Consider the following 13,407-nt stretch of genomic DNA (forward strand, 5'->3'; position numbering starts at 1 on the left):
TTAAATTAATAAAGCCTTTAATCTTTTTATTTTATAATTTTCTATTTCAATAATTGAGCAATTCCTTTTCTAACTATTAAAATTATCTTATCTTTATTAGTGTTTTTAGACTGCATTTGAACGTTTACAATTTGATTCATCATATTAACAGCCATTTTATCAAACTTAAATTTTTTGTATCGTTTGCCAAGTGTTACAAATCTATCCGTTAAATTAGAAATGGCTTTAACGTTACCACTCTCAATAATCATTTTGTACCCTTGTCCATATAAATTTTGAGTTTGTTTATCTGTAGAATTAAACATCCCTGAAAGCACATGGCTTGCTATAAAAGGTAAATTTGTTGTATCCCTTTCATTGATGTAAATAGTGGTAATTGCAGATGCTAAATTTTCCTTAGTGTCCTTATTCAATGTTGCTAGTTTATTTAATGCAGCGGGTTTATCTATTTGATATAAAGCTACTAAAGCACTTTTTGTCATTGCAAAAGACTCGCTATTTAAAGCTTTTTCAAATATTGGTTTGTAAATAGTATCTACTAATTTGCCTAAAACATCAATTGCTGCAGCTTTAACCAAAGTCTTTTTATCTGATTTAGCTAATTGTACAATTTTAGCAATAGCATCTTTTTTATTATATTTTTGAAATAAATCGATATGTTCTAAAGCAAAAATTCTTAATTCGTAGTAAGGATCGTCTAAAGCTTTAATAAGCGCATAATACGCTTCTTTACTAGTTGTTTGATTTTTAGCAATTTCTTGTAAAGCTAATTTTCTATCTAGATAATGAGGAGCATGATAAAATTGATAAATATAATTATCTAACGTTTTGTTTTCTTTTATTTCAGCTAACAAAACATGTTTAGCATCTATATTAATTAGTTTTGGTAATTTATTAAAGTTAAACGTAAATGATTCATCTGCATGGCTTACCCACACATTATGTCTAACTTTATGATTATCTTCATAAATATCAATACTTAAAGGAAATACAAAAGTTTTTTCTTGCTGCTTTATATTTACTGTTACCGTTTTATTAATAGTGTTATAATCATAAGTTACATTCATTTTTATGTGACCATTTCCATAATACCATTCGTTAAAAAACCAGTTTAAATCTCTACCACTTACTTTTTCTAATGCTAAACGCAAATCTTCTGCTTCAGCTGTTCCGAATTTATGTTCGGTTAAATATTCTTTAAGTCCAGCAAAAAAAGCATCATCGCCTAAATAATCGTTTAACATATATAAAATAGCTCCTCCTTTTTGATAACTTACCACGTCAAACATATCCTCTCTGTTTTTGTAGTAAAAACGAACTAAATCTTTACTGTCATTATTGCTGTTTAAATAGTTTTGTTGATTTTCATACATTAATGCATTTGCTTTATCATTACCATATTTATGTTTAAGCCATAAATATTCTGCATAGGTAGCAAACGATTCATTTACAGTTAAATTTGACCAGCTTTCTGTAGTTACCAAATCTCCAAACCAGTGATGAAATAACTCATGTGAAATAGTATTTTCCCAAAGATTTTCATCTACAAGCTGTCCTTTTTTCTGTTGAGCTCCTTCTCCATGTACAACAGCTGTAGTATTTTCCATTGCTCCACTTACATAATCTCTAACCACAATTTGATCGTATTTATTCCATTGATATGGAACTCCTGTTATGTTTGAAAAAAAAGTAATCATTTCAGGTGTTTCTCCAAAAATTTCTTTAGCTACAGGTGCATATTCCTTTTCTACATAATAATCAACTGGAATGCCATTCCAAGAATCTTTTACAATACTAAAGTCTCCAACTCCCATAAAAAATAAATACGGAGCATGTTTTTTATCCATTTTCCAATAATCTGTTCTTGTACCGTCACTATTTTTAGTTTGACTTACTAATTTACCGTTGGAAAGCGTTACGTACTTATCGGGAACAGTCATGTAAATTTCTTCAGTACTTTTCTGATTTGGAGAGTCTATGGTTGGAAACCAACAACTATTAGATTCTGTTTCACCTTGAGTCCATATTTCAGTTGGTTTATCTGGGTCCTCTCCCTTTGGATCAATAAAATACAACCCTTTTGCATCGGTTATAGCTTCACTTCCTCCTTGTTTTACTTTTTCAGGATTTGCTATGTAATTAACATATACAATGAAAGATTCATCTTTAGTATATGTTTTACCTAGCTCAATAGTAATCTCATTATCAGAGTAATTATATTCTGCAGGTTTATCGTTTACTTTAACCTGTTTTATCGTAAAAGCTTTAGCATCTAAAACTACTTTGTTTGTTGGGTAAAAATGCGGAGATAAGGTTACCCAGGCTTCACCATTCATTTGGCTTTTCTGGAAATTAAAATTCACTTTTAATTTGGTGTGAACTAAATCATTAATTTTAGTTCTTTCAGCTCTATAATCTGTGTTTTGGGCTACTATAAATGTTGAAGAAATTAAAAATATAGCAAATATTATTTTTTTCATTAGGTTACTACTGTTTAATTAAGATTTCAAAAATACTATTTTAAAATAGTTTACTTGTTAATAAGTAGTTAAAAAGCCATACTGTAGGTAGTATGGCTTTTTTTATTTTGATGTAGAAATTTTGTTTAGTTTAAACTTTTAAAAAGACTTTCTAATTGTTTAATTTGATTAGAGTTTCCATCAATTTTTATGTCTTGTGAAAGTTTTATAATATCTGAAGGATTCATTTTCTCTCCTAAAATTCTAACAATCGCAAATCCTTTTTCATTATCTGAACCAAACAGAACTACTTCATTAATAGCATCCTCTTTTCCTAAATAGCTTACACTTACATTACTTTTATTTCTTTTAAACCTAACTAATTGTTTGTATTTAGGATTTTTAAGAATTTTTTTAACTTTTAGCTTTTCTGAATCATACAATTTATGATTGTCATTATTTAATTGTAATGCTAAAAAATTCATTTTTTTAATTGTACCTAATGTATTTTTCACTTCTTCAGAAACATCAACATTTTTTAATTGTATAATACTTGCTGGAATATCAATAGACATGAATTCATTATTTTCTTTACTATCAACTATGTATTTCTGTAATGATGGTGTTGAATCACACGAAATCAAAATTAAAACGGTTGCTAATAAAAGGCCTTTTATTGTAAAACTTAATTTCATTTTATTGTTCTTTATGTTGTTTACCTTTTTTTGGTATATATGTACTTGTTAATTCAGATATTTTATTTAAATCAATATCTCCAGTAAGTGATAAAATAACTGCTTGTTGATCTGCTTTATTTTGTAAATCACTAACAAACATTAATAGTTCACTTACATGATTTTCATCTTTACCTTTTCGTACATAAATTTTTACATGAGCGTCTTTATCTTTTACTCTCATTAATTCAGTAAGTTTAGCTGTTTTTAAATAGCTACTTACTACGTTTTTCATTTGGGTTGCAATTTTGGCACTTTCTGTAGTAAATACTTTTAGCGACTTCAAATTTTGAACCATTTTAACGTATTCTTGTGATTCAGGATCATTTCCTTTAAAAGAGCTTAACATGTTAAAAGCCTCTTTATTTACAACAACGGTTGTTACATCATCCATATCTTCAAATTTGTCAAAAACGGATGTTTGAGCAAAAGAAGTATAGGAACCTATAAGCATAACTGCTATTAAAATTATTTTTTTCATTTTTTGATTATTTAAATTGTTTAAAAATTTTGTTTTTTGTTGTTTCAAACTCTTGCAATTCACCTATTGCAACAGTTCCTTTTTGTAAATTTGTTGAAAGCATTGATAAAGCCATATGCGTTTCTGCATATATTTTTTCTGCTTTTCTTTCCTGATTTTTTTCATAACCAGTATAAACACTTATTAGTAAAATTAATGAGGCTGCTACTGTTAACCATTTCCAATTCCACGGTTGACTTTTTAATTGGATGGTTTTAGTATATCGCTCATTTTTACTAGCTGAAAAATAATTGAATACTCCTTGGTATTCTTGTAAATGTGGAGCTACATTATCACTTAAAAAATAAGCTTTTAACTCATTCTCTTCTGCAATGGTAGTTTCTGCATTTAGGTATTTTTCCAACAACTTTTCTATGTTAGCTAATTCCATATTGATGTTGTTTTGTTAATTGTTCTCTAATTGTTTTTCTTGCTCTTGATAAGCTGACTCTAATTGCCGTTTGTTTAATTTGTAACATTTCTGCAATTTCTTCAAACTCATATTGTTCTATATCCCTTAATTGAATGATTAATTTTTGTTGTTCAGGTAATTTTTCTATTAACTTTTCAACTAAACTAATACTATCATTTAATTCTACTTTTTTTTGTAGTGAGGCATCCTTTTCTCTATAGTTGCTATGAACTAATGTTAAATTACTTGCTTGTTTAGATTTTAGTCTGTCAAAACAATAATTTTTTGTCATAGTCATTGCAAATGCTTCTATACTATTATACGCTTTTAAGTTTTCTTTGTTTTTCCATAACTTAAAAAATAACTCTTGCGTTGCATCCTCAGCTTCTTCTGTAGAAACTAGTAATCGTTTTGCCAAACGAAAAACTTTATCTTTAAATGGCATTACCGTATTCAAAAACTCCGATTGTTTCATTTTTAAGTCTGGTTTCTACAAATTTTTAGTTCGTTTTCACAATTATGACGAACAAGTTACGTTTTTGTAACATGAAACATAAATAATGTGTGTTTTTTTTTATAAATTTCGACATTATAAAAAATAACCTTAAATAATAATCAAAAAATCATGAAAAAAATAAGCTATATCTTAGCTCTATTTCTATTCGTTAATATTCTTGCAGGATGCAGTAAAAAAAATAATGACGATCCAATAGTAAACCCTACTAACACAGTTAGTATAGATAATCCTATTAATAATTTCGTTTGGAAAGGCATGAATTCGTGGTATAATTGGCAATCTAACGTTTCTAATTTAGCCGACACAAAAGATGATAATCCGGAAAGCTACGCTACCTATTTAAATAAATATTCAACCCCTGAAGATTTATTTAATAGCTTGCTTTTTGATGCGGGTAATACAGATAGATTCTCTTGGTTTATACAAGATTATGTAGAACAACAAAAACAATTTCAAGGCATATCCTTATCTTTCGGGTTTAGACTGCAAGGCGTTAAGATTAATGCAAATGGCGATATAATATTATATGTTCGTTATGTAAGTAATAATTCGCCAGCATTTGATGCAGGTATAAAACGTGGAGATATAATTAATGCTATTGACGGTGTTGTTTTGAATGAAACTAATTATAATAATACAGTAAGTAAATTATCTAATGATACTGTTACTTTATCATTTGTAACTGAAAATAATGGAGCATTAACTTCTGCTGGTGATAAAACTATTACAGCTACTGAAGTTTCCGATAATCCAGTTTATTTAACTAAAGTTTTTGACAATATTAATGGCCAAAAAGTTGGTTATTTAGTTTATAATGGATTTAGATCTTCTTATAACGATGAGTTAAATGCTGCATTTGCAGATTTAAAAGCTGCAGGAATTAACGAATTGATTTTAGATTTACGTTTAAATGGTGGTGGTTCAGTTGAAACTTCTACATATTTAGCAAGTATGATTGATGGATCTACTACAACATCTGATAAGTTTGCCGAGTTAAAATTTAATAGTAAGCATACTAATGAAAATAGCACTTACACTTTTCAAGATACTCAAAATGATTATGATGTCACAGGTGCAAAAACAGGTGAAGAATCCATTAATAAATTAACTACGCTTAGTCGATTGTATGTATTAACATCTCATAGTACTGCATCTGCAAGTGAAATGATTATTAACGGATTAAAACCTTATATGTCAGTTAAAGTTATTGGAACAACAACTTACGGTAAAAATGTTGGTTCCATTACTTTATACGATTCGCCAAGTTCAGATTATACAAGTCAGTCTTCAGCAAATCCAAATCATAAAAATGCAATGCAACCAATTGTATTTCAAATTTTTAATAAATTAGAGCAAAGTGATTATACCCAAGGATTTACTCCTGATATAGAAGTGGTTGAATATGAATACTGGAATAATATTCTTCCATTTGGTGATGAAAATGAAGTAGTTTTAAAAGCTGCATTAGATGATATTAGAGGAATTTCTGCTAAAAGCTCTTCTATAAAAGATAAAAATATTTCTCCTTTAAAAGTTCTTCCTTTAGAAAATAAATTTGATAAAGAAATGTATATTACAAATGATTTTTTAAACTAATCATTTTATCTATATTAAATTAAATGGCAGGTTTTCCTGCCTTTTTTTATTTAAATAAATAGCTATATTTGAGTTGTCGCAAACCCAATCTTAAATGAAAAGAATATCTCCTTTTTTATTGTTTATCCTTATTGTTTTATTTGGATGTAATAACAAAACACAAATTAAAATACCTAAAGTTCAAATTACAAACTTTAAAATAGATAGTTGCAGTATTAGAGCAATAAATGTTCTAAGTGACTCCACTTTAGCATTTACTGGTTCTAATGGAATATTTGGAATAATAAATAATAAAGGTGAAATTTCTACTTTTAAAAAAATCACAAAGGATTCTGTTAAACCAGAATTCAGATCTATAGCATCTACAAAAAATGCAGTTTTTATTTTAAGCGTTAGCAATCCCGCACTGCTTTACAAATTTAAAAATGATTCATTAAGCTTAGTTTATAAAGAGACAAACAAAAAGGTTTTTTATGATTCAATGAAATTTTTTGATGAGAATAACGGTATTGCAATTGGAGATCCAACAGAAAACTGCATCTCCCTTATAAAAACTAATGACGGAGGAAATTCATGGAACAAAGTACCTTGCTCAAATCTACCTAAAATGGCTGAAGGAGAAGCTGCTTTTGCAGCAAGTAACACTAACTTAAAAGTTTTAAATAATAAAGCATGGATTGTAACAGGCGGATTAAAATCTCATGTGTTTTATTCTTTAGATAAAGGTAAAACTTGGAAATCTAGCAACACTCCTATTGTTAGTGGAAAAAATACTACCGGGATTTATTCTGTCGATTTTTTTGATGAAAACCATGGAATTATTGCAGGAGGAGATTATACCAATAAATTTGGTGAATCTGTAAATAAAGCAATTACAACTAATGGAGGAAAAACATGGAGTGCAATTGCAAAAAATACTTTTCCAAATTATGTAAGTTGTGTGCAATATGTTCCAAACTCAAAAGGGGAAAAAATAGTAGCAGTATCTACCAACGGTATTTTTTATTCAGCAAATTCTGGAAAAAAATGGAAAAAACTTAGCGATAAAGGTTTTTATTCTATCCGATTTGTAAACCATAATACAGCTTGGTTATCAGGTAATAATGTACTTGCAAAAATGGAACTTAAATACTAGTAATTATATGAAATATGCCTTTTTATTAATATTAATTATAGGGATAATTAGTTGTGAAAAACCATCAAAATTAGAATTTAGCCTTAATTGTTCTTCTTCTAAAAGTTATGAGTACAATAAAACAAAAGATTTCAATAATAACTTTAATATAAAAATTCCAAAATCTTGGAAAACAAATTATTACTACGACATTAATAGTTCTGAAATTTATGCTGCTGACACTTTAAAAGAGTTGACAAAATCATTTATAGTAGGAGTTTCTTTTCATAAAGGAAATATTGAATTAAATAACGATTATAATAAAAAATTAGATTCGTTATTATTTCTAAAAAAGTTAAATAAATATGCTTTTGGAAAGGAGTCTTTCCTAAATAAACCTGCATATTGGTATTTAGTAAATGGTACCAAAAATGGTTATACGTACCATCAATTAAATATAACTATTAAAAACTCTGACAAATCGTATATAAATGCAACTTCTGAAATTTATGGAGATCAATTAATTAATGATAGAATTTGTAAATCCATTTCTATATTAAAAACTATCCAATTTTTGCAATAATTTATGATAATAACATTGTATAAACTTGCTTATATGCTTATTTTTGACAAAAAATTAAAAATATGCAACAAATTATAGATCGCTTTGTTAAGTATGTGACTGTTGATACACAGTCAGATCCAGAAAATCCAGCATTTCCAAGTACCGAAAAACAATGGAATTTAGCACATATTTTAGTAGATGAGTTAAAAGAAATTGGTTTAGAGGATGTTACCTTAGATGACAATTGCTATATTATGGCAACTTTGCCATCCAATGTAGATTATGAAGTACCAACTATAGGTTTTATCGCTCATATTGATACTAGTCCAGATTTTACTGCTGAAAACGTTAAACCTCAATTTTATCCTAACTATAATGGAGAAGATATCGTTTTAAATAAAGAAGAAAATATAGTTTTATCTCCTAGTTATTTTGAAGATTTGCTTTTATATAAAGGTCAAACTTTAATTACAACCGATGGAACTACGCTTTTAGGAGCTGATGATAAAGCAGGAGTTACGGAAATTGTTTCAGCTATGGAATATTTAATTAATCATCCTGAAATTAAACACGGAAAAATTAGAATAGGCTTTACCCCTGATGAAGAAGTAGGAAAAGGAGCTCATATGTTTGATGTTGAAAAATTTGGTGCTGATTGGGCTTACACTATGGATGGAAGTACTGTTGGAGAACTAGAGTATGAAAACTTTAATGCTGCCGGAGCAAAAGTAACGGTAACAGGTAAAATAGTTCATCCAGGTTATGCAAAAGGAAAAATGATTAACTCTATGTTAATTGCAAGTGATTTTATAAATAGTTTACCTAAAGATGAAGTTCCTGAAAAAACAGAAGGTTATGAAGGATTTTATCATTTACATACCATGAATGGTGAAGTTGAAAAAACTGTGTTACAATATATAATTCGTGATCACGATTTTAAATTATTTGAAAACAGAAAAGAAACTTTCCAAAAAGTTGCAGATAAAATAAATAAGGAATTAGGTCAAAACCTTGTAGACGTTGAAATTAAAGATCAATATTTTAATATGCGTGAAAAAATTGAGCCAGTAATGCATGTGGTGGATATAGCTGAAGAAGCAATGAAACAACTAAACATTAAACCTTTAATTAAAGCAATTAGAGGTGGTACAGATGGTTCTCAATTATCTTATAAAGGATTACCTTGTCCAAACATATTTGCAGGTGGACATAACTTCCACGGACGTTATGAATTTGTGGCAGCAGAAGCAATTCAAAAAGCTACCGATGTAGTAGTTAAAATTGCAGAACTAACAGCAGAAAGAGCAAAAAAATAACTTTTTATTAGTGTAATATTTAAACTCTCTTCATTTGAAGGGAGTTTTTTTATGTTTTTATTTAAATATTTAACAACATGTTAAATATTGTTATTATTAATATAAATATTCATCAATGATAAATTCTTTTCTATTTTTGAAAACTTCAAAATATACACAATTATGAATAATGAAATGCTAACAACGCTAGTTGAAAAATATGGAAGTCCTTTATATGTTTATAATGTAGACCAAATTGAGACTCAATTTAATAGAATTTGTACTGCTTTTTCACAAGTTGAAAATTTAAAAATTAATTATGCGGTTAAAGCAAATTCAAATATTAGCATTTTAAAATATTTTAAAACATTAAATGCAGGTATTGATACCGTTTCTATTCAGGAAGTTCAGCTTGGGTTAGCTGCTGGAATTTCACCTGAAGACATTATTTATACACCTAATGGGGTATCGTTACAGGAAATTGAAAAAGTTGCAGAACTTGGAGTTCAAATTAATATCGATAATTTATCTATTCTAGAACAGTTTGGTCACCATTATCCAAAAATTCCAGTTTGTTTAAGAATAAATCCACATATAATGGCTGGTGGTAATCGAAACATTTCAGTTGGACATATCGATTCTAAATTTGGAATTTCAATACATCAGGTACCGCTTATTAAAAGAATTGTTGAAAATACAGGTATGCATATAAATGGAATTCATATGCACACAGGTTCAGATATTTTAGATATAGATGTGTTTTTAGCTGCTACAGAAATTTTATTTAATACCGCAAAAGAATTTAATAATTTAGATTTTATTGATTTCGGAAGTGGATTTAAAGTTCCTTATAAAGAAGGAGATATTTCTACTAATATTGAGGAACTTGGAGAAAAGCTTTCTACTCGTTTTAATGAATTTTGCGTTGAATATGGTAAAGATTTAACGTTAATGTTTGAGCCAGGAAAATTCTTAGTTAGCGATGCTGGTTATTTTTTAGCAAATGTTAATGTAGTAAAACAAACCACTTCAACTGTTTTTGCTGGAGTTGATTCTGGTTTCAACCATTTAATTCGTCCAATGTTTTACAACTCGTATCATCAAATTCATAATATTTCTAATCCAAATGGAAGAGTTCGTTTTTATTCGGTAGTTGGTTATATTTGTGAAACGGATACGTTTGGTTCTAACAGAAGAATTAGTGAAATACGAGAAGGTGATACCCTTTGCTTTAATAATGCTGGTGCTTATTGCTTTACTATGGCATCTAATTATAATTCTCGATATCGTCCTGCAGAAGTTATGGTATTTAAAGGTAAAGATTATTTAATAAGAAAAGAAGAAAATTTCGACGATTTAATTAGAAATCAAGTTGTTGTAGATTTATAATAACTTTAAATGTTGAATATTTTCATTCGTTTAATATATTTTAAACAACTAGCTAAATTTATATCATAATACCTTTTAACTATAGCTAAACTCAAATATTTAATATTTTTTTGGCTAAAGTTTTGATTATTTAAAAAAACCATTACTTTTGACCTATGCAAATAACAAAAACATATTCTTTATTAGAAACCGCATCTATTATGCGTGTATTTGTTATGGCTATCACTACTACCATTATTACCCTTTAGGGTTATTATTCTATTCATATCATCCGTTTATATATTCGTTTTCAAAGAAATTGAAACAAGGAATATTCAATTAAATTTTTAAGTAAATACCCATCAAACATAACATATAATGAAAGTTTTAAAATTTGGAGGATCTTCAGTAGCTAATCCAGCAGCAATTAAACAAGTTATCAATATTATAGAAGCAAATAATATTGAGAATCAAATAGTGGTTGTTTCTGCTTTAGGAGGGGTTACTGATTTACTTCTAAAAGTTGCACAATTAGCAAGACAAAAAGATAAAAAATATTTAGTTTTAATAGAAGAAATAAAGAATAAGCACTCTGAAATTATAGATACATTAATTAAACCTGAAAATCAAAAGGAAATTTTTTCAAAACTCGAAAAGTTATTTTCAAACTTAACAGATGTTTTAGAAGGAGTATTTAAAGTAAATGAATTAACTTCAAAAACATCGGATAAAATTGTAAGTAATGGAGAATTAGCTTCTTCCCTACTTTTGACTGCGATTTTAAATGAAAATAAATTACAAGCATCTTGGAAAAATTCTAAGGAATTGATAAAAACAAATTCAGCTTTTGGAAATGCTAAAGTAGATTTTAATTTATCTAATGAAAATATTCATAATTTCTTTGCACATTCAAAAAGTAAAATTACTGTATTACCTGGGTTTGTAGCCTCTAATAAAAGTAATGAAACAACTACTTTAGGTCGTGGCGGTTCTGATTATACTGCAGCTATTTTTGCAGCTGCATTAAACGTAGATGAATTAGAAATTTGGACGGATGTAAACGGAATGTTTACTGCTAATCCGAAAATTGTAAAACAAGCATTTTCTATTAAAAAAATGACTTACCAAGAAGCCATGGAAATGTCTCATTTTGGAGCAAAAGTTTTATATCCACCTTCAATACAGCCAGTACTTAGAAAAGAAATACCAATTTTAATTAAAAATACTTTTAAGCCTAAAGCAAAAGGTACTTTAATTTCTTCAGAATCTACTACAAATAACTCCATTAAAGGAATTAGTCACATTGAAAATATTAGCTTACTAACACTTGAAGGAGGAGGATTAATAGGAATTCCCGGAATTGCACAACGCTTTTTTGGTGCACTTGCAAATAAAAATATTAATATTTCATTAATCACACAGGCCTCATCCGAACATTCTATTTGTATTGCAATTAATTCCGCGGATGTAAAAGCAGCCGTTAATGCAATTCATAATGAATTTCAATTAGAAATTAGCCAACATTCTATTCAAGAAGTTTTAGTAGATGAAAATAATGCTATTATAGCTTTAGTTGGAGCAAACATGAAAAACCATCAAGGTATAAGTGGAAAATTATTTAGCACTTTGGGTAATAATAATGTGAACATCAAAGCTATAGCTCAAGGTGCTTCTGAAAAAAATATATCTGCTGTAATTACACATAAAGATATTAAAAAAGCTTTGAATACTGTTCATTCAACCTTTTTTGAAGATCAAATTCAACAGTTAAATTTATTTATTGTAGGAGTTGGTAATGTTGGAGGAAAATTATTGCAACAAATTAAAAATCAACAGCAGTATTTATTAGATAATCTTAAAATGCAAGTACGAGTAATTGCGCTAACAAATTCTAAAAAAATGCTTTTTACTGAAGATGGAGTTGATTTAAACAATTGGAAAGAAAATTTGGATGAAGCTGAACAACCTCTTGATTTAGAAAAATTTTATTTAAAAGTAAAGCAGCTTAATTATAGAAACAGCATTTTTGTAGATAATACAGCAAATGAAACTATTGCTAACTTATATGCAGGTTATTTGAAGGAAAATATCGCAGTAGTTACTTGTAATAAAATAGCTTGTTCTTCAAGTTATTCTAATTATAGTACCTTAAAAAAATTATCTAGAGAATACAATGCTCCATTTTTATTTGAAACAAATGTTGGAGCCGGTTTGCCAATTATTGACACTTTAAAAAATTTAATTGCTTCAGGAGATAAAGTAACTAAAATACAGGCAGTTCTTTCAGGTAGCTTAAACTTTATATTTAATAATTTTAATGAAGAAAATTCTTTTTATGAAGTAGTAAAACAAGCTGGTGTTGAAGGTTACACAGAACCTGATCCGCGTATTGATTTAAGTGGTGTTGATGTAATGCGAAAAATTTTAATTCTAGCCCGAGAAAGTGGAACAATATTAGAATTAGAGGATATTAAAAATCAATCTTTTTTACCTGAATCTAGCTTAAAAGCAGTTTCTGTTTCTGATTTTATGGAAACTTTAAAAAAGGAATCAGAACATTTTAATAAACTACAAAAAAATGCTTCAAAAAATAATTGTAGATTAAAATATGTAGCTGAGTTTGATAAGGGTCAAGCTAATGTTGGCTTAAAAGAAGTAGATTTTAACCATCCTTTTTATAATTTAGATGGCAAAGATAATATTGTACTATTTTATACCGAGCGTTATAAGGAACAACCTTTAATTATCAAGGGAGCCGGTGCAGGCGCAGATGTTACAGCTTCTGGGTTATTTGCTGACATTATAAGAATTGGAAATAATTAAGCCT

General features: G+C 28.2%; 11 protein-coding genes. 6 read left to right on the forward strand and 5 right to left on the reverse strand.

Going from position 1 to position 13,407, the window contains the following annotated elements; all coding sequences use genetic code 11:
• Window positions 1–41 precede the first annotated feature (41 nt).
• From R3342_RS00865 to R3342_RS00885, 5 genes are all read right to left on the reverse strand, one after another.
• Window positions 42–2,480: a M1 family metallopeptidase gene (locus tag R3342_RS00865; protein ID WP_318937715.1), complete on the reverse strand. Its 2,439-nt coding sequence runs from the start codon at window positions 2,478–2,480 to the stop codon at window positions 42–44.
• A 125-nt stretch (window positions 2,481–2,605) separates the two neighbouring features.
• On the reverse strand, window positions 2,606–3,154 hold the full coding sequence (locus R3342_RS00870; RefSeq protein ID WP_318937717.1) for a DUF4252 domain-containing protein: 549 nt from the start codon (window positions 3,152–3,154) through the stop codon (window positions 2,606–2,608).
• Window position 3,155: 1 nt separating this feature from the next.
• Window positions 3,156–3,674, reverse strand: coding sequence for a DUF4252 domain-containing protein (locus R3342_RS00875; RefSeq protein WP_318937719.1), 519 nt, complete (start codon window positions 3,672–3,674; stop codon window positions 3,156–3,158).
• Window positions 3,675–3,681: 7 nt separating this feature from the next.
• Entirely contained in the window at window positions 3,682–4,104 is a 423-nt protein-coding gene (locus R3342_RS00880) for a hypothetical protein (RefSeq protein ID WP_318937720.1), read from the reverse strand.
• Window positions 4,091–4,600 (reverse strand): RNA polymerase sigma factor, encoded by a 510-nt coding sequence (locus R3342_RS00885; RefSeq protein WP_318937721.1) that lies wholly within the window; start codon window positions 4,598–4,600, stop codon window positions 4,091–4,093. Before R3342_RS00885 ends, R3342_RS00880 begins: the two co-directional genes overlap by 14 nt.
• A 150-nt stretch (window positions 4,601–4,750) precedes the next feature.
• On the opposite strand from R3342_RS00885, the gene R3342_RS00890 reads away from it, so the two are divergent.
• From R3342_RS00890 to thrA, 6 genes are all read left to right on the forward strand, one after another.
• Complete coding sequence (locus tag R3342_RS00890; RefSeq protein ID WP_318937722.1) at window positions 4,751–6,238, forward strand: S41 family peptidase; 1,488 nt, start codon at window positions 4,751–4,753, stop codon at window positions 6,236–6,238.
• A gap of 94 nt (window positions 6,239–6,332) precedes the next feature.
• Window positions 6,333–7,373, forward strand: coding sequence for an oxidoreductase (locus tag R3342_RS00895; RefSeq protein WP_318937723.1), 1,041 nt, complete (start codon window positions 6,333–6,335; stop codon window positions 7,371–7,373).
• A 7-nt stretch (window positions 7,374–7,380) separates the two neighbouring features.
• Window positions 7,381–7,935: a hypothetical protein gene (locus tag R3342_RS00900; RefSeq protein WP_318937724.1), complete on the forward strand. Its 555-nt coding sequence runs from the start codon at window positions 7,381–7,383 to the stop codon at window positions 7,933–7,935.
• A gap of 62 nt (window positions 7,936–7,997) precedes the next feature.
• Window positions 7,998–9,233 (forward strand): peptidase T, encoded by a 1,236-nt coding sequence (gene pepT / locus R3342_RS00905; protein WP_318937725.1) that lies wholly within the window; start codon window positions 7,998–8,000, stop codon window positions 9,231–9,233.
• A gap of 162 nt (window positions 9,234–9,395) precedes the next feature.
• A complete protein-coding gene (gene lysA / locus R3342_RS00910; RefSeq protein ID WP_318937727.1) occupies window positions 9,396–10,601 on the forward strand; it encodes a diaminopimelate decarboxylase in 1,206 nt (401 codons plus the stop codon).
• 357 nt (window positions 10,602–10,958) lie between these two features.
• Entirely contained in the window at window positions 10,959–13,403 is a 2,445-nt protein-coding gene (thrA, locus tag R3342_RS00915) for a bifunctional aspartate kinase/homoserine dehydrogenase I (protein ID WP_318937729.1), read from the forward strand.
• Window positions 13,404–13,407 lie beyond the last annotated feature (4 nt).

It is taken from the genome of Lutibacter sp. (assembly GCF_033723435.1).
Lineage (GTDB): Bacteria > Bacteroidota > Bacteroidia > Flavobacteriales > Flavobacteriaceae > Lutibacter.